Consider the following 26,823-nt stretch of genomic DNA (forward strand, 5'->3'; position numbering starts at 1 on the left):
GCCGGTTCTTCCGGTACCACGAACTTGAGTCTCCCTACTGGTCCGTCGAGCTCACCTTGATCATCTGCCGACCGTTCCAACGGTAGACCTCGACCCGTCGGCCGGACGGGCAGCAGACCGGGTCGTCGATCGCGAAGATCTTCGACTCGACCACCAGGTCACCTTGCGGGCTGGCGTTCACGGTCGGTTGCTCGACATCCAGGTCCCAGATCGGTCGCGGGCCGGTTGGCTCGACGGCGATCAGGAAGATACCGAAGACGAACTTCTCCAGAGTATGGATCAGGACGATCTGCTGAGGTGTACCGCTGTGCAATACATCAACGGTCTTACCCCTGCTGAGGCAACGCGAAATCACGGTGCAATTCGAAAGGACTGTCCGCGAGTAGCTGGACAGGTGCCGATCGGCGAGCAGCCGGGACCGGACTTTGTACAGGTCGACGGCCACTTCGGGGGTGCGTTCGGGGCGCGGAGAGGCGCTGCCGGTGCCGAACGCGACCGACGGCGTCGGGGTCGTCGGAGGGGGCGATTCGGGGCCCTCCACCCGCAGACCTCCGCCGTTCCCGCAGGCGGCGAGCGTGATCGTCGCGGCCACCGCGGCGACGGCAGGCAGCACGGTACGGCGCCACAGACCCATCGGGCGCCTCCTACCCTGCATCAAGTCCCCCCGCGGATTCGTACACGTCCTCACTTCCATGGTGTCGGCCGGACGTCACATTCGACGGGCGTGGACGTCGAGTGGCCTCGACAGTTGCATTGCGGTTCCGTCACAGCGTCAGCCGGCAACGACCTTTCCCGGATTCAGCAGGTTCTTCGGGTCCAGGGCGGTCTTGATCGCCCGGTGCACGTCGAGCGCGACCGGACCGATCTCCTCGGCCAGCCAGGTGCGCTTCAGGACCCCGACGCCGTGCTCGCCGGTGATCGTGCCGCCGAGCTCCAGCCCGATCTCCATCACCCGGTCGAACGCGACCTGGGCCCGCTCGGCCTGCGCCGGATCGGTCTGGTCGAAGACGACCGTCGGGTGCATGTTGCCGTCGCCGGCGTGCCCGAGGACACCGATCGTGATGTCCAGCTCGGCCGACAGCGCCTCGATCCGGCCGATGAACTCGGCCAGCCGCGAGCGCGGTACGGCGACGTCGTCGATCATCGTCGTACCGAGTTCCTCCAGGGCGGTCAGCGCGGCACGGCGGCCCTCGAGCAGCAGCTCGCCCTCGGCGTCGTCCTCGGCCTCGATGCACTCCAGCGCGCCGTGGTCGCGGCACAGCTTGGCCACCGCGGCGACATCGGCCGCGCCCGCCTCGCCGCCCGCGTCGGACTGGGCGATCAGCATCGCGGCGGCCTCGTCGGGCAGGTCCATCCGCTTGTACTTGTTGACCGCGCGGATCGTGGTCCGGTCCATGATCTCCAGCAGGCTCAGCGAGACGCCGCTGCGGATGATCTCCAGGATCGCGTTCCCGGCCTCGACGCCGGAGCCGAACAGGGCGGCCATCGTCTTCGGCTTCGCGGCGGCCGGGCGCAGCGCCAGGGTCGCCTCGGTGATGATGCCGAGCGTGCCTTCGCTGCCGACGATCAGCTTCGCCAGGTCGTACCCGGCGACGCCCTTCACGGTCTTCCGCCCGGTCCGCAGGATCCGGCCGTCGGCGAGCACGACCTCCAGACCGAGCACGTAGTCCGTGGTCACGCCGTACTTCACGCAGCACAGGCCGCCCGAGTTCGTGGACAGATTGCCGCCGATCGAGCAGAACTCCCAGCTGGACGGGTCCGGCGGGTAGAACAGCCCGTGCTCGGCGACCGCGCGGGACAGGACCGCGTTGTAGACGCCCGGCTGCGTGACGACGTACCGGTCGATGGGCTCGATCGCCAGGATCCGGTCCATCTTCTCCAGCGAGATCACGATGCAGCCGTCGAGCGCGTTGGCGGCGCCGGACAGGCCGGACCGCGCGCCCTGCGGCACGATCGGTACGCCGGCCTCGGCCGCGACCCGCACCGCCGCCTGGACGTGCGCGGTCTCCCGGGCCAGGACGACGGCGAGCGGAACCCCGGCCGGGCAGAACATCGCCCGGTCGTACCGGTAGCTCTCCATCCGGTCCGGATCGGTCACCAGCGCCTCGGGCGGCAGTACCTGACGCAGCTGCTCGACAACCTCACTCATGAGTCGAGCCTAATGAATACTCCGCGGTACTGCGCGTCCGAGTTTCAGCGGGTGCGCTTGGTGATGTTCTCCGAGATCTCTTCGTAGCCGCCGCCGTAGTTGTGGTACTCGCGGCCGATCGCGGCGAACGTGATGCTTCCGGCGGTTGCCTTCACCTTCGGTGTCCGGCAGGTGCGCTGGCCCTGGATCACCGAGCCGTTGCCGCCGCTGCTGTCGCAGCTGAGCACCCGGCCGTTGTTGCCGCCGCCGTACTGCACCAGAAAGGCGTTGGCCTTCGCGTTGGCGACGAGCGGCGACGCCATGGTGATCTCGGCCCAGTACTGGTAGCAGCTGTCCCGGACGAGCCGGACCGTTCCCCAGCTGGGCGGCTGATGGTTACGCAGCATCGGCGCCGATGCGATGGACCTCGCGCCCGAGCAGCTGGCGGCCGTGGCCGCCTCGGCCGGTAGGGCGGACAACGCGATCGCGCCTACGCCGGCCAGGCCGGCGGTGCTGAGCAGAATGCTCAGTGTCTTCATGACGAAACCCTTCCTGAGTGCACGCCCCGACGCCCACTCAGGAAGGCACACTACGCGAACGGAGCCTGCCCGGACAGTCATTCCGGTAATCGGACGGCGACACGCCGTGTGCAGTTGCTACCGGCAAGGTTCTGGGCCTCGGTAACGCGTTTAACCAGGTCCTAGAGGTTGCCGCGGCGCTCTTGTTCGCGCTCGATGGCCTCGAAGAGGGCCTTGAAGTTGCCCTTACCGAAGCCGAGCGAGCCGTGCCGCTCGATCAGTTCGTAGAACACCGTCGGGCGGTCGCCGATCGGCGCGGTGAAGATCTGCAGCAGGTAGCCGTCCTCGTCGCGGTCGACCAGGATGCCGCGCGACTGCAGGTCCTCGATCGGCACCCGCACCTCGCCGATCCGGGCCCGCAGCTCCGGGTCCTCGTAGTAGGAGTCGGGGGTGTTCAGGAACTCGACGCCGTTGGCCCGCATGATGTCGACGGTGCGCAGGATGTCGTTGGTCGCCAGCGCGATGTGCTGCGCACCGGCGCCGTCGTAGAACTCCAGGAACTCGTCGATCTGCGACTTCTTCTTCGCGACCGCCGGCTCGTTCAGCGGGAACTTCACCCGGTGGTTGCCGTTGGCGACGACCTTGCTCATCAGCGCCGAGTAGTCGGTGGCGATGTCGTCGCCGATGAACTCCGCCATGTTCACGAAGCCCATCACCTTGTTGTAGAAGGCAACCCACTCGTCCATCTTGCCGAGCTCGACGTTGCCGACCACGTGGTCGACGGCCTGGAACAGCCGCTTCGGGTGGCCCTCGGGGCGGGTGACCTTGGTGGCCGCCGCGACGAAGCCGGGCAGGTACGGGCCGTCGTACTTGCTCCGGTCGATCAGCGTGTGGCGGGTGTCGCCGTACGCCGCGATCGCCGCACGGCGGATCGTGCCGTGTTCGTCGGTGACGTCGTTCGGCTCCTCGAGGACGACGGCGCCGACCTTGCGGGCGTGCGCGATGCACTTGTCGACGTCCGGGACCTCGAGGGCGAGGTCGGCGACGCCGTCACCGTGCTTGCGGTGGTGGTCGAGCAGCGTGCTCTTCGGGCTGACACCGCCGGAGATCACGAAACGGGCGGAGCCGGCCTTGAGGACGTACGCCTTGCTGTCCTTGGAGCCGGTCTCGGGGCCGGAGTACGCGACCAGGTCCATCCCGAACGCGAGCTGGTACCACTTCGCGGTCTGGGTGGCGTTGCCGACCACGAACACCACCGCGTCCATGGCGGTGACCGGGAACGGGTCGGTGCTCTCGTCGTACGGCACCAGGCCGACGAGCTGCTTCAGCTGGTCGAGGTCGAGATCGGCGTCGAGCTCTGCGGGCGTGAGATCGGTGCTGGTCATTAAGCCCTCCCGGGTCGGTTTCGTGCAGCTGAGCCTGGTGGGTTGGCGCAGGTTGCGCAACAGTTCCTGGTTTCGCTGGACAAGCTGTGCAGTATGCTGCGGATGCTGCTGGACTATTTGGTCAGTCTGACCATCGCGGGAGGTTGCCCATGACGGTCGATGCGCTGGACGCCCGGATCCTGGGGTTGTTCGCGGCCGAGCCGCGGGTCGGCGTACTGGAGGCGTCGCGCCGGCTGGGAGTCGCGCGCGGGACCGTGCAGGCGCGGCTGGACCGGCTGCAGCGCGACGGCGTGGTGCGCGGGTGGGGGCCGGACATCGACACGAGCGCGATCGGCTACCCGGTGACGGCGTTCGCGACGCTGCAGATCGAGCAGGGCTCAGGTCACACCACGGTCGCCGAGGCGCTCGCCCGCATCCCCGAGGTCCTCGAGGTCCACACCATCACCGGCGCCGAGGACCTCTGGTGCCGCATCGTCGCCCGCTCGAACGCCGACCTCCAACGCGTGATCGACCAGGTAGTCATTGTCCGAGGCATCCAAAGAGCCTCAACAGTCATCGCCCTCGCCGAACAGATCCCCCACCGAGTACTCCCCCTGGTCGAGGCTGCCAGCAGCTAGGCGAGGCGTTTGGCTACTTCTACTGCGGCTCGGGCCACGCGGGGGCCTACGAAGTCGCGGTCGAGTTTGCCGAGGACGACGACACCGATGGAGGCCTCGACGCCGGGGACGCCCAGAACGGGTGACGACACGCCTTGGGCGCCGGCCTGGAGTTCGCCGGAGGTGACGACGAAGGGGCGGCCGGCGGGGTCGGGTTTGCGGCGGCCGGCCAGGATCGCCTTGCCGGCGGCGCCCTGGTCGAGCGAGTGCCGGGAACCCATCCGGTAGGAGACGTGGTAGTCGGTCCAGCTCGGCTCGACGACCGCGATCGCGAGCGCCTCCTCACCGTCGGCAACCGTCAGGTGCGCGGTGGCGCCGGTGTCCTCGGCGAGCGAGCGCAGGACCGGGAGCGCGGCGTCACGCAGCGTCGGCTGCACGCGCCGGCTGTAGTGCAGTACGGCGAGACCGAGGCGGGCGCGCCCCTCGCTGTCACGACGTACGAGTCGATGCAGCTCGAGCGTGTTCACCAGGCGGTACACGACTGTCCGGCTGACGCCGAGCGCCGCGGCGAGCTCGGTGATGGACAGCCCGTCGGGGGCGTCCGCCAGCAACTCGAGGACAGTCAGCCCCCGGTCGAGCGTCTGCGAGGTCTCGGCTGGCACGCTGCCAGGGTATCCGTTATTCGGGCGCGGCCCGATGGCACCGTATCTTGCTGCCGTGCGAAATTACTGGTCGCTGCTCCCAGCTATCGTCGTGATCGTCGTTCTGATCCTGGTCTATGCCGTTCCGACCATCATCAATCCGCAATGGACGAGCTCGATCACGGCGATGTTCCGCACCACCTCGGTGCCGGCCGACGCCACCCCCGAGGAGGCCCGCCGGGCGGCCGGCATCCTCGGCCCGCAGCAGCTGAAGTCCCGCCGGATGCTCGCGATCGCGATGGTCGTCGGCGCGGTCGCGCTGATCGGCTTCAACATCTCGTTGAACCGCGAGGCGGTCGGCTGTTACAAGGCCGCCCGCGCGTTCGGGGCGGTCGACGGCCCGGACACCAAGGATCCGTGCATCGACATGATCTACGGCACGTTCATCGGCGACGGCTCGCGCGAACCCGACGAGAAGAGCCCGCAGCCGGTGAAGTACTACCAGCGGGTGGACGGGAAGAAGCCGAAGTACCTCAAGTGGATCCAGAACGCCCCCAAGTACGACGATGCGGACCTGCTGTTCGGCACCGTCGGCAAGTGCGCGTCGGACCTCAGCGTCCAGCAACTCGAGGACAAGATCATGGTGGTCGTCGACACCGACGCGCCCTGTCCGGAGGACAGCAACATGTCGGTCACCCCGATCAAGCTGAAGAAGCCGCTCGGCGACCGCAAGATCGTGACCGTCGACGACGCGCCGGTGAGCGAGATCAACCCGGACATGGACTCGTGGTTCACGGTCCTCAAGAAGCTGGCGACCGGCGGCTGATCAGCTGAGCGCGCGGGTCTGCGAGTCGTAGACCCGGAACGGACGGTTCCGCGCCAGCAGGATCAGCAGCCCGGTGACGCAGACCGCAGCGCCGCCGAGCAGTGCGACGGTCGGGGTGGTCAGCGACGCCGTCGTACCGGCGACGAAGTCACCGAGCCGCGGGCCACCGGCAACGACCACGATGAACACCCCCTGCAGCCGGCCGCGCATCGCGTCCGGCGCCGCGGACTGCAACACCGTGTTCCGGTACGCCGAACTCACCATGTCGGCCGCCCCGGACAGCGCGAGCAGCGCGACGCCCAGCCAGATCGTCCGGGACAGCCCGAACAGCCCCACAGCAGCGGCGTACGCCGTGATCGCCAGCACGATTGCCACGCCCTGACGGCGTACCCGGGTCACCCAGCCGGAGAAGATCACCCCGATCAGCGCCCCGATCGCCGGCGCGGCCTGCAGGAGACCGACGGTCCGTACGCCGCCGCCGAAGAACGCGCCCGCCACGGCCGGGAACAGCGCCCGGGGCTGTGCGAACACCATCGCGAGGATGTCCGCGAGGAACGTCGCCAGCAGCGCCGGCGCGGCGCGCAGGAACGTGAATCCCTCCAGCACCGAGCGCAGACCGGCCCTCCGGACGGCGCCTGTCGGAGGCACCGGTGGCAGCCGGAACAGTGCGTAAAGCGCCGCGGTGAACGTGATCACGTCGACCAGGTACGCCGCCGCGAACCCGTGCCAGGCGATCACCGCCGCACCGAGCAGCGGTCCGGCGGTGAAGCCCAGGTTGAACGCGGCCTGGCTGAGCGTGTTCGCGGCCGGCAACAGTTCGGGCCGGATCAGCCGCGGGATGATCGCGGACCGGGCCGGGTTGTTGACCGCGAAGCACGCCGACTGACAGGCCACCACGGCGTACAGCACCGAGACCTGTGCCCAGTCGAGGTGCGACTGCAGCACCAGGACCATCGAGAGCAGCCACAACCCCGTCGACGAGACGAGGGCGAGCGTACGGCGGTCGATCGCGTCGGCCATCGCACCGCCGTACAGCCCGAAGACGATCAGCGGGACCAGCGAGCACAGGCCGACCAGCCCGACCGCGAACGTCGAGTGCGTCAGCGCGTACACCTGGATCGAGACGGTCACCGCGGTCATCTGCTGACCGAGCTGCGACACCGTCGACCCGATCCACAACCTCCGGAAGTCGGCGGACTCACGCAGCGGGCGGAGGTCGGTGAGCAGACGCACCCTGACAACTTATGTCACAACGTGAAGAATTAAACAGTCGGGAAAAGTGGGTGGGCGAGCGGTTCGCCGGTGGTCAGGCCGAGGCCGTCGGTGACCACGTGACCGGCGCCGGTGTACGTCGCCTCGGCGTCGAAGTAGATGTTGACGTGCGCGATCCGCGGGTCGTCGGTGAGGTTCGGTGTCGCGGAGTGCGCCAGGTACGCGTTGTGGAAGGTGCAGTCGCCGGCCTGCAGCGGGATCGTCAGGCGCTCCTCCCAGCGCAGGTCGGGCGCGGCGCGGAACAGGTCGTCGCGGTCCGACAAGTCCTGACGGCGCAGGTCCTGGTGGTCCTGCGAGCCGGGGATGAACGTCATACAGCCACGCTCCACCGGTACGTCGACCAGAGCGATCCACGCGGATAGCGAGGCTCGCGAACCGGCGTGCGGCCAGTACGGCGCGTCCTGGTGGAATTCGGTCGCCGCGCCGTTGTGCGGTGGCTTGATCAGCAGCTGGTCGTGCCAGATCCGCAGCGGTACGCCGGCCAGCGCGGTCGCCGCCGCGGCGAGACGCGGGTCCAGGGTGAGCTCCCGCAGTACGTCGTTCTGCTGCCAGACGTTGACGTACTGGTTGAAGATCTTCGACTCCTTGAACAAGTCGTCGGCGCCCGCGGTCCACTCGGTCGCGGCGGCTGCGAACCGGGCTGCCTCGTCGCGGCCGATGATGTTCCGGATCCGGACGACGCCGTCGCGGCGGTAGGCGGAAATGGTCTCTTCGTCGACGGTCGCGGATGCCGTAGGGTCGGTCGTGGTCATCGGGTTCTCCTCGGATTCCGGTGGCCTGGAAGGTGTTTCCAGCGTCGCGGCTGCCGGGCTTCGAGGACAGGCGGTGGTTGACCAGGACTTGACCGATCTTGACCTCCTGGAGGTTGGGCATGCACAACATGTTGAGCAGCGAGGTCTTCCCGGACCCGCGGTTGCCGGTGGCCGGCGAGCGGCTCGAGGTGGTCGCGGACGTCGCACCGCACAGCCATGCGTTCTTCGAGATCGCCGTCGTGATGGCCGGGCGGGGCACGCACGTCTCGGCGGCCGGCGAGGTCGCGCTGGCGCCGGACTCGGTCGTCGTACTGCGGCCCGGTGAGTGGCACGGGTACGTCGACTGCGAGGACCTCGTGGTGCGGAACGCGTACCTCGGACCGGACGTCTTCGGCCTGCTGTCCGGCGCCCTCGTACCGGGATCTCTCGGAGCTCCGGCCCATCCGGCGGTGCAGCACGCGATGCGCCTGCTCGAGTCCGACCTGGCCGAACCCTGGACCCTCGACCAACTCGCGGCCCGCGTCAACCTCGCGCCCGGCTACCTGATCCGGCTCTTCGGCAAGTCCGTCGGCCTGTCCCCCATGGCCTACCTGAACCGCATCCGCGCCGAGCGCGCGGCCGGCCTCCTGATCGAGACCGAACTACCGATCAGCACGATCGGAACCACGGTCGGCTGGCACGACCCCAGCCACGCCACCCGAAGATTCCGCTCAGCATTCGGACTGAGTCCATCCCAGTACAGGTCCGCTTTCAGACCGTAAGCAAAGATGTCCTTCATGACGTCGTCTGTGCAAACGCCTGATCCGAATCCCGGCTGGTTGTCCGAGTTCGCGCTCGCGGAGACCCGGACGCGGGTACCGATCCTGTACGTCGAGGCCGTCCCGGTCCGCGTCGACACGCTCGGCCAGATCGAGCACATCGGGGTCCTGCTCCGCACGTCCCCCGCGAACGGCGAGATCACCCGCACGCTGGTCTCCGGGCGCGTGCTGCACAACGAGCCGATCCGCGACGCGCTGCAGCGCAACATCGAGAAGGACCTCGGATCGTCCGCCTTCCCGCGGCTCCCGGCCACGCTGGTCCCGGTCACCGTCGCGGAGTACTTCCCGTTCCCGGGCATGAGCCCGGCGCTGCACGACTCGCGCCAGCACGCGGTCGCCCTCGTGTACGTCGTGCCCGTCACCGGCGAGTGCAACCCGCGCCAGGACGCGCTCGAGCTGACCTGGCTGACGCCGGAGGAGGCACTGGCGCCGAGCCTGCTCAACGACATGGAGGGCGGCCGCGGCCAGCTGCTCAAGCAGGCCCTCGCCTGGTCAGGCGCCATCGTCTGACCAGCACTCAGGTGGGTTAGCCCACGAGATGCTGGGTTTGCGTTTGAGATCCGGTGGGCGAACCCTGCATCTGGTGGGTGGACCCACGAGAGGTTGTCGGGCTCACCAGGCCAGTCGGCCTTCCTCGGCGTACACGTGGCCGGTTGGTCCGTCGGGGCCGAGCGTCGCGAGCTTGACGGCGACCGCCGCGCCTTGGGCAGGGGTACGGGCGGCGGTCCAGCCGCCCATGTCGGTCGCGCAGTTGCCGGGGTCGGCGCCGTTCACCAGGATGCCGGTGTCGCGCAGTTCGTTGGCGAGCATGACCGTCACCATGTTCACCGCCGCCTTCGACGCGTTGTAGCCGACCGTCAGCACGGTCGACATCCGCGACTCCGGATCGCCGACCTGCGCGAACGACGCCAGCGACGTCGACAGGTTCACGATTCGCGCGGCGTCGGCGTTGCGGAGCAGCGGCAGGAACGCCTGCGTCACGCCCACCAGCCCGAGCACATTGGTCTCGAACGCAGACCGCAGTACGGCGGTCTCGATCCGCGACACCGCGTCGTCGCCCGCGGGGATGATCGCCGCGTTGTTGACCAGTACGTCGAGCCGCCCGTACTCCGCCTCGACCCGCTCGGCGGCCGCCCGCACCGACGCCTCGTCCGTCACCTCCAGCTGGATCCCGACCACATCGAGGCCCTCGGCAACCAGTTCCTTCACCGCCAGCTCGCCGCGGTGCAGGTCCCGCGCCCCGGCCAGCACGGTGAACCCAGCCCGTCCGAGCTGCCGTGCGATCTCCTTGCCGATGCCCTTGTTGGCGCCCGTCACGAGCGCGATCTTCGTCGTATTCATGCCCTCCACCCTCCGGTGATCCGGCGCGATCAGGCAGAGTCGGCTGAGGCTGGGATCGGCGGTCCCTGGCTGAGCCCGCCGGCGCCTGGGATCCTAGGACCATGGATCGCGACGGGCTGGCGGAGTTCCTGCGGGTACGGCGGGAAGCGCTGCAGCCGTCCGACGTAGGGCTCCCGGCCGGCCTGCGCCGTCGTACGCCCGGGCTCCGCCGGGAAGAGGTCGCGAGCCTCGCGACCATGTCGACGGACTACTACACCCGCCTCGAGCAGGGTCGTGGTCCACGCCCGTCCCGCCCGGTGCTGACCGGGCTCGCCCGCGCGCTGCGGTTGTCGGACGACGAGCGCGGCCATCTGTTCCGGCTCGCGGGCGAGCAGCCTGGTCCGCCATCCGGTCCGCCGGTGGAGGTGCGGACCGGCGTACTGCGGATGCTCGCGCGGCTCGACGTACCGGGTCTGGTCCTGGACGCGAAGTACGACGTACTCGCGTGGAATCCGCTGGCCGCGGCGCTGATCACGGACTTCTCCGCGCTCCCGCCGCGGGACCGGAACCTCCTCCGCCTGCGCTTCCTCACCGATCGGCAGACCGAACTGTTCGGCGAAGAGGCCACCCGGGAGTTCGCGCGCGACGCGGCCGCCGACCTGCGCGCGGCGACCAGCACCTACCCGAACGATCCGGCCCTCGCCCAGCTCGTCGACGACCTGCTGGCCGGCAGCCCGGAGTTCGCGGAGATCTGGGCGCGGCACGAAGTCGGGCGGCAGCAGACGCTGTGCCAGACGATCTTTCACCCGCAGGTCGGACGGATCGACGTGATCTGCGAGGTGCTCGTGGTGCCGGAGCGCGACCAGCGGGTGGTGCTCTACACGGCCGAGCCGGGATCGGCGTCCGAGCAGGCGATCCGGCTGCTGGACGTGATCGGCCTGCAGGAGTTGACAACTAGGCCCTAATCAAGCGACTGTTTGATCCGTTGGTTTCCGACGGAGAGGCTTGCCTGATGCGTAAGTTACTTACCGCGCTGGTCGTACTCGGGTTGCTCGTCGTACCGCTCCGGGCCGCGGACGCCGCTCCGGGGAATCTCGTGTTCGCGGACGAGTTCGACGGTACGGCGATCGACCGGACAAAGTGGGCCATCCACTCGAACGCGGAAGCCGACCAGTGCCTCGGGAACAAGGGCACCGGCGACGCCCTGAGATCCTGGACCTGTTCGTGTACGCGAAGATCCCACCCACCGTGACGTCCGAGTCGATGCAACTCGACTACGTCCGCGTGTACCGCCCGTAAGGCATGAGGCCCAGCACCCCAACAGGGTGCTGGGCCTCGGGGCACCAGCCAGCTAAGGACGCAGGAGCCCTTCCTGCGGGTCGTAACACACGAGCCCGAGCTTCCGCGCCATCCCAGCCGCGTAGGCCGCGACCACCTTCGCATGAACGGTCAGGACACTGAGCGGAAAGACGTCTCCGACTGCGTCGCTGAGCAACGGCTCGACGGCCCACGGACTGCCCTCACCCTCGGGCCAGCGCTCGAGGAGGGCTTCCGCGTACGCCACCAGCCGGGGATGAGGTGGAGTGTCGTCGTCGCGTTCGAGCCGCCGAATCATCCGCTCGTACTGCTTGTCAGCCGCCTTCGGGCTGGCCGGCCGACTACCCACCCAGACCACCAGGTCGTAACTCATGGGTCGATGATCGCACCGCCTACTGGCCGGTGAAGGTGAAGGTGCTGCCGGGTTCTTTGAGGATGTCGCCGTCTCGGGAGTTGGTGATGGTGACGTTCGACAGGTTGGCGTTGCCGCGGGCGCCGCCCATCGCGAGGATGCCGGAACCGTTGTTGGACTTGTCGATCCGAACGTTGGTCAGGGCAACGTTCGGCATCTCGCCGCCGCCGGTCTTGAACTGGATGCCGTCGTACGTCGAGTCGTGGATCTCGGTGTCCCGGATGGTGACGCCGGGGATCGGGAGGTTCGACGGGAACAGCGTGATCGCGCCGAACTCCTGGTCCTCGTTCCAGAACACCCCGCCGCAGCGGTAGAGCGCGTTGTTCGCGATCAGCGTCGTACCGGAGAACGGCAGCGGGTCGTGGTCGGTGGCGAGCATGATGCCGGGGTAGTTCATCGTGTCGTAGACCAGGTTGTTCTCGATCTTGTTGCCGTACCCGCCGTAGATCGCGATCCCGTTCGCCCGCCAGGGCAGCTGGACCGTGTTGTTGGTGAACGTGTTGTCGTGACCGACGTCCACCGCCTGGTCCTTCACGTACTTGTTCGCCCAGACCGCGAGCGCGTCGTCGCCGGTGGTGCGGAAGGACGAGTTGAACACCTTCGAGTTCCGCGTCCCGTTGGAGAGGTTGATGCCGTCGGCGTACGTGTCCCGGATCCGCATCCCGCTGAACTCGAGCCCGTCGGCCGGACCCCACAGCTCGGGGATGTTGTCGTAGTCGCGGCCGACCCAGACCCCGACGTTCGAGTGCTCGATCCAGACGTTGCTGATCTTCGTACCGGTCCCGAACCGGCCGTTCAGCCCGACCCCGCCCTCCGCGTTCCCGTCACCGCCGCGGATCCTCCCGGAGCCGAAGATCGCGATGTCGGACAGTTGCACGTTCTTGTCGATGTCGAACCCGAAGTTTCCTTCGTGCGGGTGGTTGATGCCGCCCGCGTTCTGCGGCTCGATCGTCGAGTACAGCTGCGAGTACCACATCCCGGCGCCGCGGATGGTGGCGTTGCTGATCCCGACCTGGTTGTACTGCCCGCGGTTCAGCGGGTCGTCGGTGAGGATCTTCTTCTCCTGCCGCCACTGCCCTTCCGGGATCCAGACACAGCTGATGACGCCGTTCTGATCGTCCGTCACGGCCCGCTGGATCGCGTCCGCGTCGTCGACCCCGTCGTTCGGCACCGCGCCGTACTGCGTGATCGACGTACACCCGGCCGGCTGGGACAGCGCCGGCGCGACCTGCTCGAGGTCGACCAGATCGATGATGTAGTACGACGCCGTGTCGCCGGAGTCCCTTTGCAGGCGGAACTTGGTGCCCGCTGGGTACGACGTGCCGAGCAGGGCATGTGACTCGTCGAAGAGGCGGCGTGCGTCGCCGCCTGGGGTATTGGTGAGTCCCTCGGGCTGGTCGGTGTTGCCGTAGAGCCAGCTGTTGCGGGAGGACAGCGTGAGCTTCTGCTTGAAGGTTCCGTTGACGTACAGGCTGATCGTTGCCTGGAGCCCCTGCCCGTCGGCGGAGTCCGGGATCGAGTTGCGGACCACGACCGAGTTGGTCGGCATGGTCGAGGTGAACTCGACGTACTGGCCGCTCGAGTTCAGCCGGACCGACGAACGGCCGGACGACTCGGTGGCGAAGTTCGTGTGCCCGAAGGTCCGCGTCGCGTCGGCGGTCAGCAGAGTCCCGATGTAGTCGCCCGCCTCGGCCTCGTACGACGTGTACGGTACGGCGGCACCGCGGCCGACCACGATCGACTTGGTGAAGGTGTTGTTGGTTTCGTTGGTCTCGTCAACGGTATTGCCCGCATCTGCTGTGGCGGTGACGGTTGCGCCGCCGTTGGTCGCCGTCCAGGTGCCGCTGATCGCCACGTTGGCGGTGGCTCCGGCGGCGATCGACGCGGTGCTGCCGTTGAGCGTGGTGGTGCCGGCGACCAACTTGGTGGTGCTGGCCGTGGAGGCCGACGCACCGCGGTTGTTGACCGCGACCGTGAAGGAGACCTGCATGCCGGGCGCCGGGTTGGCCGGGTTGGTGGTGATACCGGTGACCTGAAGGTCGGGTCCCGGGGCTTGGGCGATGGTCAGCTGGGTCGCTGCCTGGAGGGTGTTGTTGGTGTCGCTCTGCTCGACGACCGCATTGCTGGGGTCGGCGACCGCGGCGACGGTGTAGTTGCCTTGAGCATGAGTGCCGGCGTTGGCGGTGACGGTGGTGGAGGCACCGGCGGCAAGATCCTGGACGCTCGCCGTGCCGGCGACCGAGCCGCCGAGAAGGAAGTTCAGACTGCTGGCCGGACCGGGCGCGGAGCCGTTGTTCTTGACGGTCGCGGACAGGGTGATCGGCGTCGACTCGGACGGGCTGGCGGGCGACCAGTCGACGCTCGTCACCACGAGATCGGGGTTGGGTGCCGCCATACCGAAGACCTGGAGCTCGGCGACCTGGCCGCCCGGCGCGCCGCTGTTGCTGAAGACTTGCAGGCGAACGTCGGCGTACCGGCCGGTGACCGGGATGGTCACGGTGTTCTGATTGGCGGACGGATCGAACTGGTAGTCGGTCCTGGCGACCGCCGAGGTGAACGTGGTCGCGGACTGTTCACGGCCGAGGACTTCGACGCTCTGGGTGCGTGCTCCCCAGGCCGAGTCCGGATTGAGCTTGACGACGACTGAGCTGACGTCGGCGTTCGAGCCGAGCTTGACGGTCAGGGTCGACGGGAAACCGTTCGACTCCCAGTAGGTGCCGGCGTTGCCGTCGTTGGCGTTGGACGCGACGAAACCGAAGACCGAGCTCGACGCCTCGATCGGCTTGCCGGCGGCGAGATCGGTGCCGGTCGGAGGTTCGACCGGCCCGCCACCAGGCCCGGCCAGTTCGAACTCCGACAGTTGCGCGGCCGGCCAGCCGGTGTTCGCGGTGAACGTCAGCCGGACGTAGCGCACCGAGGTGTTGCTGAAGGCGATCGTGACGACGTTGGTGCCGCTGAAGTTGTAGGCCGTACTGCTGACGATCGTGGTGAACGCCGAGCCATTCGCGCTGCCCTGGACCGTGATGGTCTGGATTCGCGCACCCCAGGAGGACGGGAGTTTGAGCGTCACCTGGTTGACGTCCTTGGTGGCGCCCAGGTCTGCCTGAAGCCACTGCGGGAAGGCGTTGTTTCCGCTCTCCCAGTAGGTGTTCGCGTTGCCGTCGGCGGCGTTGCCACTCGGGTACTCGCCGAGTGAGCTGCTGGCGGTGAGTGTCTTGGTGAGGTCGGCGGCCATCGCGGTCGGGACGGACAGCAGGCCGGCGGCGACGAGCAGGGCGGCCAGCAAGAGCCGCAGAAGAGTCTTCCGATGCATCGGGGTCCTCCATCGGGGGCGGTGGGAGGTTCTCCGCGCTACGGAAATTGCGTGAGTCTGGTGATTTCTTGCAGCACGGGTATCCGAAGCTTGCAGCACCGGTCGCAGCACGTCAACACCTCGCCACCGACGGAAACGCCCCCGCTCTGGAGGTCCAGGACGGGGCGTTCGGCGCTGCAGCTCAGGCGCGAAGGTTCAGGCGCGAAGGTTCAGGCGCGGCGTTGGGTGGCCCAGTCGCGGATCAGCTCGATCCGCTCCTTCAGCTGGACGGACGAGGCGTGGGCGGCGGCCGGCCCGCCGAGTTTGCGGCGGAGGTCGTTGTGGATGACGCCGTGCGGCTGGCCGGTGCGGTGATGCCAGGCGGCGACCAGACCGTTCAGCTCGCGGCGGAGGAGCCCGATCTGCTCGTGGGTGGCCAGCTCCGTAGGCGTGGGGTCCTCACGGTCGCTGGTGGACCGCTGAGACTTCTTCTGTGCCGCCAGCGATTTCTGCTGGCGTTTGTGCAGCAGCTCCCGCACCTGGTCCGGCTCCAGCAGGCCCGGCAACCCGAGGAAGTCCAGCTCCTCGTCGGACGCGTTGTCGCCGCCGGTGCCGTAGTCACCGCCGTCGAACACCACCCGGTCGAAGCTCGCGTCCGACCCGAGCGCCTCGAAGTTCCCCTCGAGCTCGTCGCTCGCGCCCTCGGTCTGGTTCGCCTGCTTCAGCAGGTCGTCCTCGAGCGCGAAGATGTCGCCGTCCTCGTTGCTGTTCTTGCGGCCCAGGACGTGGTCGCGCTCGACCTCCATCTCGGCCGCGAACCCGAGCAGCCGGGTCACCGACGGAACGAACACCGACGCCGTCTCACCCCGCTTCCGGGCCCGCACGAACCGCCCGACCGCCTGCGCGAAGAACAACGGCGTCGACGTCGGCGTCGCGTAGACACCCACCGCCAGCCGCGGTACGTCGACGCCCTCCGACACCATCCGCACGGCGACCATCCACCGGGACTCGTCCTCGGAGAATTTCTGGATCTTCTTGCTCGCCGCCTTCTCGTCCGACAGCACGACGGTCGGCGACTCGCCGGTGAGCTCGCGCAGCGTCTTCGCGTAGGCGCGGGCCGTGTTCTGGTCACCCGAGATCACCAGCGCACCGGCGTCCGGCATGTGCCGCCGTACCTCGGTCAGCCGCTTGTCCGCGGCCGCCAGCACCGCGCCCATCCACTCGCCGGCCGGGTCCAGCGCGGTCCGCAGCGCCTGGGCGGTCAGGTCCTTGGTGAGCGGCTCGCCCAGCCGGGCGGCGACCTCGTCACCGGCCTTGGTCCGCCAGCGCATCTCGCCCGAGTACGACATGAAGATCACCGGACGTACGACGTGGTCGCGCAGCGCGTGCCCGTACCCGTACGTGTAGTCCGCCTTGCTCCGGGCGACGCCGTCGTGGCCCTCTTCGTACGTCACGAACGGGATCGGGTTGTCGTCGCTGCGGAACGGCGTACCGGTCAGGCACAGGCGGCGGGCCGCGGGCTCGAACGCCTCGCGGACGCCCTCACCCCAGCTGAGCGCGTCACCGCCGTGGTGCACCTCGTCCAGGATCACCAGGGTCTTGAACCGCTCGGTCCGGACCCGGAACGCGAGCGGGTTCACCGCGATCCCGGCGTACGTCACCGCGACGCCCTGGTAGTCCTTGTTCGTCTTCCCGCGCCGACCGGCGAACGCGGGGTCGATCGCGATCCCGGCCTTGTCGGCGGCGTCGGCCCACTGGACCTTGAGGTGCTCTGTCGGCGTGACCACGGTGATCCGCTCGATCTGCCGCCGGTGCAGCAATTCGGCGGCCACGGTCAGCGCGAACGTCGTCTTACCGGCGCCCGGTGTCGCCACCGCCAGGAAGTCCCGCGGGTTGTTGTCGAGATAGAGCTGGAGCGCCTCGGCCTGCCAGGCTCGCAGCTTGCTCGCGGTACCCCACGCGGCCCGGTCCGGATAGGCCGGTGGCAGGACAGCAGGGTTGGCCGGCACGTGCGAATCCACAGACAGCTACTCCCCCGAAGTCGACAGTGTGCCGGGCAGGAAGGTTACCCGAGATCTGTTACGAGATCAGATCGGCCGGCACCACCGTCACGTCGTACGGACTCGTCAACCGCGCCGATTCCTCGCCGGTGACCTTCGCGACCTGCACATATGCCCCGTCCCGCAACTCCCAGGCAATCAAACTCGGCGTGTCGGGATCCACCACCCAGTACGCCTGACACCCGGCGGCCCCGGGTTGCCCCGGGAATCCTCGGGCTGTGGAAAAGTTCCGGCTTGGCTGGTGACACGTCCTACACTCGGGGGTATGAGTACTCAGCTGACCCCCGGTGCGGAGACGGTTGTCGACGAGCGGACCAACACGTCACCGGCAGAGCCGGGCGATCACGAGCGGTTCTCGCACTACGTGCCGAAGGACAAGCTGACCGAGGCGATGGTGATGGGCACACCGGTGGTCGCGCTGTGCGGCAAGGTGTGGGTCCCGAGCCGCGACCCGCAGCGGTTCCCGGTCTGCCCGGAGTGCAAGGAGATCTGGGACTCGCTGAACCCAGGTGACGAGGGCGGCGACGAGTAGCTGCGCTCTAGTTCTGGGTCGGGTCGTCCGGGTATGTCGCCAGGTACGCCATCTGGTCGGTCTGGCGGCGCAGGACCCGGCGCCACAGCGTGTCCGGGTCGTGGCCGAACACGTCCTCCGGCACGGACTCGACGACGTACCACGCGCCCTCGGCGATCTCGCCCTCGAGCTGGCCACTGGACCAGCCGGCGTACCCGGCGAAGATCCGCATCCGGGTGATCGCGCCTTCCAGCAGTGCCGGCGGTACGTCGAGGTCGACCAGACCGATCCGCCCGAAGCACTCGCGCCAGCCGGGCGGGTCCGTGGACTCGGCCACCTCGGCGACCGCGAGCGCGCTGTCGGTGCCGACAGGGCCGCCCATGAACAGCACCCCGGGCTCGTCGACCGCGGACGACCAGTTCGGCAGCACCTGCCCCACGGACAGGTCGGCGGCGCGGTTCACCACCACCCCGAGCGCGCCGTCGTCGTCGTGATCCAGCAGGAGGATCACCGACCGGCGGAAGGGCGGCTCGTCCAGCAACGGCGTGGCCACCAGCAGCGAACCGGTCAGGGTCGAGACCGTCATACCCCCATCATGGCGTACGACGGGGCACCCGGCTCGGCCCGTACCTGGCCAGCCAAGCACCCAGCGCGACCCCGGCCAGGTCGGCGAGCGCGTCGAACGGATCCCCGTCGCGCTGCGGCAGCAGCCAATGCTGCACCAGTTCGCTGACCACCGCGTTCGCGACCAGGGCCCCGAGCAACCAGCGGACCGGCAGCCCGACCTTCGTCCCGGTGAACGCAACCGCCGCGAACAGGAAGCAGTGCGCGACCTTGTCGATCTGCGGAATCCCCACGTGCGGACCCGCCTCGCGCGGCGCGTAGACGCCGTACAGCTGCAACGCCACCGCCGCGACGAACGCGATCCGCCAGACCCAGACGCGCACCCGCGAGCCGGTATCCGCCGAAACCGTTCCAGTCACCGTGTCAGTCACCGGGCCAGTCACAGCGACGGGGAGTCGTCCGGGAAGCTCTCGTGCGCGGGGGCCTTGCCGCCGGCCGCGTCGCGGACCGCGTGCGCGACCCGCGTGTGCACCTCCGGGTGGAAGACGCTCGGAACGATGTAGTCCGCGTTCAGCTCGTCGTCGGTGACGACACCGGCCAGGGCCTTCGCCGCGGCCAGCTCCATGTCGATCGACACCTTGGACGACTGCGCGTCGAGCAGACCGCGGAAGACACCCGGGAAAACCAGCACGTTGTTGATCTGGTTCGGGAAGTCGCTGCGTCCGGTCGCCACCACGGCCGCGTGCTCGTGCGCCGCGGCCGGGTCGACCTCCGGGTCCGGGTTGGCCAGCGCGAAGACGATCGCGTCCTTGTTCATGGTGGCGATGTCGGCGCCGTTCAGGATGTTCGGCGCGGAGACGCCGATGAACACGTCCGCCCCGCTCAGCGCACCCTTCAGGTCACCGCTGTACTTCGCCGCGTTGGTGTTCTCCGCGATCCAGCGCAGCTCCGGCGACAGCCCGTCGCGTTCGGTGTGGATGACGCCCGCGATGTCGGCGACGATCGTGTCCTTCACGCCGGCCTTGAGCAGCAGCTTCAGGATCGCGGTACCGGCCGCACCCGCGCCGGACAGCACCACGCGAATCTCGCTGATGTCCTTGCCGACCACTCGCAGCGCGTTGAAGAGCGCCGCCAGTACGACGACCGCCGTACCGTGCTGGTCGTCGTGGAAGACCGGGATGTCGAGCTCCTCGCGCAGCCGGGCCTCGATCTCGAAGCAGCGCGGCGCGGAGATGTCCTCCAGGTTGATCCCGGCGAAGCCCGGCGCGATCGCCTTCACGATCTTGACGATCTCGTCCGGGTCCTGGGTGTCCAGGCACAGCGGCCAGGCGTCGATCCCGGCGAACCGCTTGAACAGCGCGGCCTTGCCCTCCATCACCGGCAGCGCGGCCTTCGGGCCGATGTTGCCGAGGCCCAGTACGGCGGAACCGTCGGTGACGACCGCGACGCTGTTGCGCTTGATTGTCAGCCGGCGCGCATCCTCCGGGTTGGCCGCGATCGCCAGGCAGACCCGCGCGACACCCGGCGTGTAGATCATCGACAGGTCGTCACGGTTGCGGATCGGGTGCTTGGCCTCCATCGAGATCTTGCCGCCGAGGTGCATCAGGAAGGTCCGGTCCGACACCCGGCCGATCTCGACGCCCGGTACGGCGCGCATCGCCTCGACCAGGCGGCCGGCGTGCTCGGTGTCGGCCGCGGCGCAGGTCACGTCGATCCGCAGCCGCTCGTGGCCGGACGCGGTCACGTCGAGCGCGGTGACCAGACCGCCGGCCTGCTCGACCGCGGTCGTCAGCTTGCTCACCGTCGAGCCACCCGCGGGCACCTCGAGGCGAACGGTGATGGAGTACGAAACACTCGGCAAGGCAGTCACGCGGGTGATCCTCTCATGTCACTGGTAATGCCTGGAGGTTCCGTAAGTAAAGTGCATGACAGACCTCTGGGTAATCCATTACTCGACCGGTTACTGTTCCGTCAGGAAGGGAGCCAGAGTGCCGACTGTCAGCGACGTGGCCGCGCGCGCCGGGGTGTCGACGGCGACCGTGTCGCGGGCGCTGAACGGGAAGCCGACGGTCGACCCGGACCTCGCCGCCCGGGTGCGGCAGGCGGCGGACGACCTCGGGTACCAGCCGAACGGCCCGGCGCGGAACCTGCGCCGCCAGGAGGCCGCGGTGGTGGCGCTGATCATCTCGGATGTGGAGAACCCGTTCTTCACCGCGATCGCGCGCGGGGTCGAGGACGTCGCGCACGAGGTCGGGTACTCCGTCGTGCTCTGCAACTCCGACGAGAGCGTGGAGAAGGAGAACCGCTACCTCGACATCGCCATCCAGGAACGGGTCGCGGGCGTCATCCTGTCCCCGAGCGGCCCGACGTCCACGGTCGCGAAACTGGCGTCGCGTGGTACGGCGTACGTCGCGGTGGACCGTCCGCTGCCCGGGCAGGACAGCGACGTCGTCCTGGTCGACACCCGGCTCGCCGCCCGCGAGGCGACCGCCCATTTGATTGCCCAAGGCTACGAACGGGTGGGCTGCATCACCGGACCGGCCGGCGTCCGCACGGCCGACGATCGCCTCGCCGGGTACCGCGACGCGCTCAAGGCTGCGCGTCGCCGTACGCCGAAGCTCGTCAGGCGGACCGAGTACAAGGCCGCTGGTGCGCACCGGGCCGCGCTCGACCTGCTCGCGCAGCCCGAGTCGCCGGACGCTCTCCTGATCGCGAACAGCGTGATGGCGGTCGGTGTGCTGCAAGCCCTGCAGGAGCAGGGTGTGCGCGCCGGGCGGGACGTCGGCCTCGTCACGTTCGACGATGCGCCGTGGGCCGCGCTCGTCGACCCACCACTGTCCGTGGTCGCACAACCGGCGTACGAGATCGGCGCCGTCGCCGCCCGCCTCCTCCTCGCCCGCATCGCCGACGCCACCCGCCCACCAACCGCAACCACCCTCGGCGCCCGCCTCACCAAACGAGCCAGCTCCCGCCGCCACTAACCCTCCCCAAACCAGTTCGGGGCGGCCAACCGCCCGATCTGGGCGGGTAAACCTCCCCAAACCAGTTTGGGGCCGCGAACCGCCCGATTTGGGTTGGCAAACCTCCCCAAACCAGTTTGGGGCGGCCAACCGCCCGATTTGGGTTGGCAAACCTCCCCAAACTGGTTTGGGGAGGTTGTCGAGGGTGGGTCAGCCCGTCGGGTTTTCCTCGGCGTAGATCTTGGCTGCGTTGGAGGCGTCGATGAGGCGCGTGGGGAGGGTCTGGGTCTTTTCGATGGTGCCGCAGTCGACCAGGATCTTCTTCGCGGCGGCGATCGCTTCCTTGCCGTTGGTCGGGTACGTGAAGGTGGCGGACAGGCGGCCCTGCTCGACGGCCTTGATACCGCCGGACGGGATCGGCAACGCGTCGATGCCGGTGAACTTCATCTCCTTCTCGCGGCCGACCGCCTTCGCGGCCAGGTACGCGCCCTCGGCCATCGGGTCGTTGTGCGAGTACACGACGTCGATCTTCGGGTTCGCCTTCAGCAGCGCGTCCATCTGCGACTGCCCCTTCTCCCGCAGCCAGTCACCGCTCGCGGCCGCGATCACCTTGACCTTCGGGTTGCCCTTGATCCCCTCGACGAACCCCTCGTGCCGCTCGGCCTGCGGCGTCGCGCCGGCCAGTCCCTTGAGCTCGACCACGTTCCCGCCCTGCGGCAGCAGCTTCTCGGCGATGTACTTCCCGGCCTCGCGACCGATCTGCACGTTGTCGCCGCCGATGAACCCGGTGTACGCGTCGCCCTCGACCTTCCGGTCCAGCACGATCACCGGGATGCCCTTGTCGTAGGCCTTCTTCACCACAGAGGTGAGCGGCTTCGCCTCGTTCGGGCTGATGATCAGCAGGTCGATCTGCTGGGTGATGTAGTTCTCCACGTCCGCGACCTGCTTGGCGTTGTCCTGCGCCGCGTCCGCGAACTTCACGTCGAACTGCGGCACGTCCTTGGCGGCGGCCTTGATGTCGTCGTCCATCCGCTGCCGGTACGGCTCGGCGACGTTCGCCTGGCTCATCCCGATCGTGTACTTGCCGTCGGTGCCCTTGCAGGACTTGGACGCCCCGGGCGACGCACCACCCGACGCCCGTTCGTTGGTGGTCCCGCAACCGGCCAGAACGAGTGCGGCAACAGCCGCGGCGGCCAGGGAGATTCGTACAGAACGCATGACGGAGCCTTCCTTACGAGGTGGGGCGGAGTCGCTGCAGCGCGGCGGCGGCAACGATCACCAGTCCCTTGATCAGGAGCTGGATGTTGGAGTCGATGTTGTTCAGGGCAAGGATGTTGTTCAGCACGCCAAGCAGCAGCGCACCCGCCACCGTCCCGGCGACCGAACCACGGCCGCCCGCCAGGCTGGTACCGCCGATCACCACCGCGGCGATCGCGTCCAGCTCGTAGCCGATGCCGTCGTTCGGGCTGCCCTGGTTGAGCTGGACGGCGTGCACGATGCCGGCCAGCGAGGCGAGCAGTCCGCAGATCGCGAACACCGCGATCTTGACCCGGACCACGGGTACGCCGGACAACCGCGCAGCCTTCTCGTTGCCGCCGACGGCGTACAGGTGCCGGGAGAACGCGCTGACCCGGAGGAACACGACCGCGGCGATCGCGACCACCGCGAAGATGATCACCGGGATCGGTACCAGGCCGCCGAAGGTGCGTTCACCGAGCAGCGCGAACGAGGTCGGCGCCTCCTTCGGACCATCGCCGTACGCGATCGCGACGCCCTGGCCGCCGGACCAGATCCGGGCCAGGCCACGCGCTATCTGCAGGCCCGCGAGCGTGACGATGAACGACTGGATCCCGATCATCGCGGTCGCGACGCCCTGCAGGGCACCGAAGACCAGGCCGATCGCCAGCACGAGAACGACCGACGGCAGGAAACCCCAGTCGTTCTCGACCATGAGGACCGCGGATCCGACCGCGGCGAGCCCGAGCACGGCGCCGACCGAGAGGTCGATGCCGCCGATCAGGATCACGAACGTCATCCCGACCGCGATGATCCCGATCTCGGACACCGCACGAACCACGTTCGCCAGGTTGTCCGCGCTGACGAAGAGGATCGCGCCGTTCTTGCGCGGCGAGAAGATGATCGCCGCGACGAACACCGCGATCAGCCCGAACACGCTCTGGAACCGGAACAGCGTCGCGGCCACGGACATCTTGTCCGTCGTCACCACCTTGTCCTGTACGTCGGTCACTACACCCCTCCGACCTCGTCGAACATTTCCCCGTGTCCCATCGCCGCCGCGAGCAGGTCTCCTTCGCCGGAGTCCGCCGTACTGAACGAGGCGACGTCGCGGCCGTCCCGCAGTACGACGACGCGGTCGCAGACCCCCACCAGTTCGGGAAGCTCCGACGACGCCAGCAGTACGCCGAGGCCCTGCGCCGCGAGTTCACCGAGCAACCGGTAGATCTCGGCCTTCGCGCCGACGTCGACACCGCGCGTGGGCTCGTCGAGGAGCAGCAACTTCGGCTCGGTGAGCAGCATCCGGCCGAACACGACCTTCTGCTGGTTCCCGCCGGACAGCGTGCCGACCTCGTCTTGCAGGCGGCCGAACTTCAGCCGCAGCCGATCGGCCATCCGCACCGACGCGGTCCGTTCCATCCGGCGCGCGATCACCCCGAGCCGGCCGTACGACGGGAGACTCGAGACGACCGTGTTGGCGAGGATGGAGTGGAAGAGCACGAGCCCCGACGCGCGCCGGTCCTCCGGGACGAATCCGATGCCCTGCGCCAGCACCTGACGTGGTCCGCGGGGCCGGATCGGCCTGCCCTGCAGGAGAATCCGGCCCGTTCGGATGCCTCCGGGTGCGACGCCGTACAGGGTCTCGAGGAGTTCGGTACGGCCCGCGCCGAGCAGGCCGGCGAGACCGACGATCTCGCCGGAGCGGACGGTCAGCGAGATGCCGTCCGGGTCGCGGCGGCCGGGACGTGGGCGGCGGGCCTTCAGCTTCAGGTTCTCGACCCGCAGCAGCTCGTCGCCGGTATCGGAGTCGGGGGTCGTGAACATGGTCTGCACCGGACGACCGACCATTGCCTCGACGACTTCCGCCGTACTGAGTTTGCGCGGGTCGAAGCTCGTGACGATCTTGCCGTTGCGGAGGACGGTCGCACGGTCGGCAACCTTGGCGATCTCCTCCATCCGGTGCGAGATGTAGACGATGCCGACGCCGCTGTTCCGGAGCTCGCGGATCACGTCGAAGAGCCGCTCGACCTCGGAGCTGGTGAGCGCGGAGGTCGGCTCGTCCATGATCAGCACCCGGGCGTCGAGCGAGATCGCCTTCGCGATCGTGACGAGTTGCTGCTCGCCGACGCGGAGCTCACCGACCGGGCGGCGCGGGTCGAGGCCGACACCGCTGCGGTCGAGGAGTTCGCGAGCCTCGCGTTCCATCCGGCGGCGGTCGACCGTGCGCACCGTCGTACGCAGTTCGCGGCCGAGGAAGATGTTGTCCGCGACCGACAGGCCGGGGACCAGGTCGAGTTCCTGGTGGATCATCGCGATCCCCGCGGCCTGGGCGTCGGTCGGGCCGCTGAACCGCACCGGCGTGCCGTTGATCGCGATGCTGCCCGCGTACTCCGTGATGTCGCCGGAGAGGATCTTCATCAGCGTGCTCTTGCCGGCCCCGTTCTCGCCGAGCAGGGCATGCACCTCCCCGGCGCCGAGCACGAAGTCCACCTCGTGACACGCCTGCACCCCGCCGTACCGCTTCCCGATCGCAGCCATCCTGACAAGGTCGGCCATCACATCTCCGATCGGGCGAGTAATCGATTTCCCGGACGCTAGACCGCACCCCTCCGACCCGTCAACCCCTCACCGGGTCAACGGCAAGATCCGTGACCCAGCTTCGGTGCCGAACGGGTGGGAGGGGCAGCTGTTCGATCTGGATGGAAAGGTGTCAGCTTCCGGAGACAGTCACCTTCGCGAAGAGCGGGCGGCCGCTCGGGGGCATCACGAAGCCCTGGACGCGGGAGCGGACGGCGGAGTTGGAGGCGAGCTCGGCGGGGAAGATTCCGACGGCGTCGTCCCAGATCGTCTGGCCGGCCTGCTGGTAGAGCTTGGGGCGTGCGGCCTGGTCGACCGACGAGCGGGCGTCGAGGAGGAGCTTGTCGAGCGCGGGGTTGCAGTACCCGTTGCGCTTGGCGGTGCACACGTACAGGCGGGCCAGTGTGTAGTCGGCGTCACCAGTGCCGGTCACGTTGGTCTGCAGGTTCATGTCCCAGTTGAGCTTGCCGAAGTCCTCCAGCCACTGCGCGCGTTCCTTCTCCAGCGGCTTGACCGTGACGCCGATCTTCGCCCAGTCCGAGATCATCGCCTGCGCCAGCGCCCGGATGTTCGGCCCGCCTTCGAGCGGCCACTGCATCGACGTGGTGAACCCGTTCGGGTAACCGGCTTCGGTCAGCAACTGCTTCGCCTTCGCCGGGTCATAGGTGTACGGCGAGAGCTTCGGCGCACCGATCACACCCTGGGCCAGCGGCGCCTGCGCGACGGACGCGAGATCGCCGAAGAGGTCCTTCACGGTGCCTTCGAGGTTGAGCGCGTGCCACATCGCCTGCCGGACCCGCTTGTCGTTGAACGGCTTCCGGTTGGAGTTGAACCAGTCGAAGTAGTACGTCCAGCTCGGCGTCGTCTCGTACTTGATCTGGTCGCTGCCCTTGACCGAGCCGACCTGATCCGGTGGGATCTGCGTCAGTACGTCGACCTCGCCGTTCTCCAGCCCCGTGATCCGCCCGGCGACCTCCGGGATGTTCACGAACTCCAGCTTGTTGAGCTTCGGAGCGCCGTCCCAGTACGTCGGGTTCGCGGCCAGCTCGAGCTTCTCGTCGGGCTTGAACGAGGAGACCGTGAACGGCCCGGTCCCGATCGGCTTGTTGAAGAACCCTTCGGTGTTGATCTTGTCGGCCGGCCCGATGAACAGCAGCGTCAGCGAGCTCAGCAACGTACCGAGCGGCTTGCTGGTCTTCACCGTCACGGTCTGGTCGTCGGTGGCCGCGAACGACGTCACCGTCGAGTAGAGCGGTACGAGTGGGCCGTCCAGCTTCTTGTGCCGTTCGTACGACGCCACCACGTCCTTGGCGGTGAACGGCGTACCGTCGGAGAACTTCACGCCGGAGCGCAGCTTGAACACCCACGTGTTCGGGTCCGGGTTCTCCCACGCGGTGGCCAGGACCGGCACGATCTTGCCGCCGTCGACGCGGACCAGCGGTTCCATGATCTGCTGGATCGCGGTCTGCACGGCCTCCTCACCGGCGTACTTGTGGGTGTCCAGCGACACCGGGAACATCGCCGGCGCGTACCGCAGGACCTGTTCGCCGCTGCTCGGTTCACTGGCCGGCGAGCACCCGGCCACACCTAGGGTGACGGCGACCAGCGCCGCCACGAATCGCTTCCTCAGCACAGGGG

General features: G+C 68.4%; 27 protein-coding genes. 8 read left to right on the forward strand and 19 right to left on the reverse strand.

Going from position 1 to position 26,823, the window contains the following annotated elements; all coding sequences use genetic code 11:
• Positions 1-34: 34 nt before the first annotated feature.
• From EV649_RS08080 to hppD, 4 genes are all read right to left on the reverse strand, one after another.
• The gene (locus EV649_RS08080; protein ID WP_241997854.1) at positions 35-634 is read right to left on the reverse strand and encodes a hypothetical protein; all 600 of its coding nucleotides are present in this window, start codon (positions 632-634) and stop codon (positions 35-37) included.
• A 138-nt stretch (positions 635-772) separates the two neighbouring features.
• On the reverse strand, positions 773-2,149 hold the full coding sequence (locus tag EV649_RS08085; protein ID WP_130382007.1) for an FAD-linked oxidase C-terminal domain-containing protein: 1,377 nt from the start codon (positions 2,147-2,149) through the stop codon (positions 773-775).
• 44 nt (positions 2,150-2,193) lie between these two features.
• Entirely contained in the window at positions 2,194-2,667 is a 474-nt protein-coding gene (locus EV649_RS08090; protein WP_130382009.1) for a DUF2690 domain-containing protein, read from the reverse strand.
• A gap of 161 nt (positions 2,668-2,828) precedes the next feature.
• Positions 2,829-4,031 carry a 4-hydroxyphenylpyruvate dioxygenase gene (hppD, locus tag EV649_RS08095; protein ID WP_130382011.1) on the reverse strand — a complete coding sequence of 401 codons (1,203 nt, stop codon included), beginning with the start codon at positions 4,029-4,031 and terminating at the stop codon, positions 2,829-2,831.
• Between the two features lie 149 nt (positions 4,032-4,180).
• On the opposite strand from hppD, the gene EV649_RS08100 reads away from it, so the two are divergent.
• The gene (locus EV649_RS08100; RefSeq protein ID WP_130382013.1) at positions 4,181-4,648 is read left to right on the forward strand and encodes an Lrp/AsnC family transcriptional regulator; all 468 of its coding nucleotides are present in this window, start codon (positions 4,181-4,183) and stop codon (positions 4,646-4,648) included.
• Here the strand turns inward: EV649_RS08100 and EV649_RS08105 are convergent.
• A complete protein-coding gene (locus tag EV649_RS08105) occupies positions 4,645-5,289 on the reverse strand; it encodes a helix-turn-helix domain-containing protein (protein WP_130382015.1) in 645 nt (214 codons plus the stop codon). The genes EV649_RS08100 and EV649_RS08105 overlap by 4 nt on opposite strands.
• Before the next feature lie 55 nt (positions 5,290-5,344).
• On the opposite strand from EV649_RS08105, the gene EV649_RS08110 reads away from it, so the two are divergent.
• The gene (locus EV649_RS08110; protein WP_241997856.1) at positions 5,345-6,094 is read left to right on the forward strand and encodes a hypothetical protein; all 750 of its coding nucleotides are present in this window, start codon (positions 5,345-5,347) and stop codon (positions 6,092-6,094) included.
• Here EV649_RS08110 and EV649_RS08115 read toward each other — a convergent pair whose 3' ends face one another.
• Together EV649_RS08115 and EV649_RS08120 are read right to left on the reverse strand one after the other, a co-directional pair.
• Positions 6,095-7,327, reverse strand: coding sequence for an MFS transporter (locus EV649_RS08115; protein WP_130382020.1), 1,233 nt, complete (start codon positions 7,325-7,327; stop codon positions 6,095-6,097).
• Positions 7,328-7,356: 29 nt separating this feature from the next.
• Positions 7,357-8,118, reverse strand: a complete 762-nt coding sequence (locus EV649_RS08120; RefSeq protein ID WP_130382022.1) for a phytanoyl-CoA dioxygenase family protein — start codon at positions 8,116-8,118, stop codon at positions 7,357-7,359.
• A 119-nt stretch (positions 8,119-8,237) separates the two neighbouring features.
• Here EV649_RS08120 and EV649_RS08125 point away from each other — a divergent pair, with 119 nt between their 5' ends.
• Positions 8,238-8,879 (forward strand): AraC family transcriptional regulator, encoded by a 642-nt coding sequence (locus EV649_RS08125; RefSeq protein WP_130382024.1) that lies wholly within the window; start codon positions 8,238-8,240, stop codon positions 8,877-8,879.
• 15 nt (positions 8,880-8,894) lie between these two features.
• Positions 8,895-9,446 carry an NUDIX hydrolase family protein gene (locus tag EV649_RS08130; protein ID WP_198682357.1) on the forward strand — a complete coding sequence of 184 codons (552 nt, stop codon included), beginning with the start codon at positions 8,895-8,897 and terminating at the stop codon, positions 9,444-9,446.
• Positions 9,447-9,548: 102 nt separating this feature from the next.
• Here the strand turns inward: EV649_RS08130 and EV649_RS08135 are convergent, their stop codons facing one another.
• Positions 9,549-10,277 carry an SDR family oxidoreductase gene (locus tag EV649_RS08135; RefSeq protein ID WP_130382028.1) on the reverse strand — a complete coding sequence of 243 codons (729 nt, stop codon included), beginning with the start codon at positions 10,275-10,277 and terminating at the stop codon, positions 9,549-9,551.
• A gap of 101 nt (positions 10,278-10,378) precedes the next feature.
• Between EV649_RS08135 and EV649_RS08140 the strand changes: the two genes are divergently transcribed.
• Entirely contained in the window at positions 10,379-11,221 is an 843-nt protein-coding gene (locus tag EV649_RS08140; RefSeq protein WP_130382030.1) for a helix-turn-helix transcriptional regulator, read from the forward strand.
• A 47-nt stretch (positions 11,222-11,268) separates the two neighbouring features.
• Complete coding sequence (locus EV649_RS08145; protein WP_198682358.1) at positions 11,269-11,508, forward strand: hypothetical protein; 240 nt, start codon at positions 11,269-11,271, stop codon at positions 11,506-11,508.
• 99 nt (positions 11,509-11,607) lie between these two features.
• Here the strand turns inward: EV649_RS08145 and EV649_RS08150 are convergent, their stop codons facing one another.
• The 4 genes from EV649_RS08150 to EV649_RS08165 form a co-directional block, all read right to left on the reverse strand.
• A complete protein-coding gene (locus tag EV649_RS08150; RefSeq protein WP_130382032.1) occupies positions 11,608-11,946 on the reverse strand; it encodes a hypothetical protein in 339 nt (112 codons plus the stop codon).
• 19 nt (positions 11,947-11,965) lie between these two features.
• A complete protein-coding gene (locus tag EV649_RS08155) occupies positions 11,966-15,298 on the reverse strand; it encodes a CARDB domain-containing protein (RefSeq protein WP_130382034.1) in 3,333 nt (1,110 codons plus the stop codon).
• A gap of 209 nt (positions 15,299-15,507) precedes the next feature.
• The gene (locus EV649_RS08160; RefSeq protein WP_130382036.1) at positions 15,508-17,298 is read right to left on the reverse strand and encodes a DEAD/DEAH box helicase; all 1,791 of its coding nucleotides are present in this window, start codon (positions 17,296-17,298) and stop codon (positions 15,508-15,510) included.
• Between the two features lie 58 nt (positions 17,299-17,356).
• Complete coding sequence (locus EV649_RS08165) at positions 17,357-17,503, reverse strand: hypothetical protein (RefSeq protein ID WP_241997858.1); 147 nt, start codon at positions 17,501-17,503, stop codon at positions 17,357-17,359.
• Between the two features lie 99 nt (positions 17,504-17,602).
• Between EV649_RS08165 and EV649_RS08170 the strand changes: the two genes are divergently transcribed.
• Entirely contained in the window at positions 17,603-17,869 is a 267-nt protein-coding gene (locus EV649_RS08170) for a DUF3039 domain-containing protein (protein ID WP_130382038.1), read from the forward strand.
• 7 nt (positions 17,870-17,876) lie between these two features.
• Here the strand turns inward: EV649_RS08170 and EV649_RS08175 are convergent, their stop codons facing one another.
• From EV649_RS08175 to EV649_RS08185, 3 genes are read right to left on the reverse strand one after another with little or no spacing between them, the layout of a single operon-like run.
• The gene (locus tag EV649_RS08175; RefSeq protein WP_130382040.1) at positions 17,877-18,434 is read right to left on the reverse strand and encodes a YqgE/AlgH family protein; all 558 of its coding nucleotides are present in this window, start codon (positions 18,432-18,434) and stop codon (positions 17,877-17,879) included.
• 7 nt (positions 18,435-18,441) lie between these two features.
• Positions 18,442-18,831 carry a VanZ family protein gene (locus tag EV649_RS08180; protein WP_241997859.1) on the reverse strand — a complete coding sequence of 130 codons (390 nt, stop codon included), beginning with the start codon at positions 18,829-18,831 and terminating at the stop codon, positions 18,442-18,444.
• A gap of 20 nt (positions 18,832-18,851) precedes the next feature.
• Positions 18,852-20,282 (reverse strand): NAD-dependent malic enzyme, encoded by a 1,431-nt coding sequence (locus EV649_RS08185; RefSeq protein WP_130382042.1) that lies wholly within the window; start codon positions 20,280-20,282, stop codon positions 18,852-18,854.
• Positions 20,283-20,400: 118 nt separating this feature from the next.
• Here EV649_RS08185 and EV649_RS08190 point away from each other — a divergent pair, with 118 nt between their 5' ends.
• Positions 20,401-21,393, forward strand: a complete 993-nt coding sequence (locus tag EV649_RS08190) for a LacI family DNA-binding transcriptional regulator (protein WP_130382044.1) — start codon at positions 20,401-20,403, stop codon at positions 21,391-21,393.
• A 189-nt stretch (positions 21,394-21,582) separates the two neighbouring features.
• On the opposite strand, the gene EV649_RS08195 is transcribed toward EV649_RS08190, so the two are convergent.
• The 4 genes from EV649_RS08195 to EV649_RS08210 form a co-directional block, all read right to left on the reverse strand.
• A complete protein-coding gene (locus EV649_RS08195; protein ID WP_130382046.1) occupies positions 21,583-22,590 on the reverse strand; it encodes a substrate-binding domain-containing protein in 1,008 nt (335 codons plus the stop codon).
• Positions 22,591-22,603: 13 nt separating this feature from the next.
• Positions 22,604-23,620 (reverse strand): ABC transporter permease, encoded by a 1,017-nt coding sequence (locus tag EV649_RS08200; RefSeq protein ID WP_241997867.1) that lies wholly within the window; start codon positions 23,618-23,620, stop codon positions 22,604-22,606.
• Positions 23,620-25,146: a sugar ABC transporter ATP-binding protein gene (locus EV649_RS08205; protein ID WP_241997868.1), complete on the reverse strand. Its 1,527-nt coding sequence runs from the start codon at positions 25,144-25,146 to the stop codon at positions 23,620-23,622. Before EV649_RS08205 ends, EV649_RS08200 begins: the two co-directional genes overlap by 1 nt.
• A 172-nt stretch (positions 25,147-25,318) precedes the next feature.
• The gene (locus EV649_RS08210) at positions 25,319-26,818 is read right to left on the reverse strand and encodes an ABC transporter substrate-binding protein (RefSeq protein WP_130382050.1); all 1,500 of its coding nucleotides are present in this window, start codon (positions 26,816-26,818) and stop codon (positions 25,319-25,321) included.
• Between the last annotated feature and the right edge of the window lie 5 nt (positions 26,819-26,823).

Source organism: Kribbella sp. VKM Ac-2569, assembly GCF_004216905.1.
Taxonomy (GTDB): Bacteria; Actinomycetota; Actinomycetes; order Propionibacteriales; family Kribbellaceae; genus Kribbella.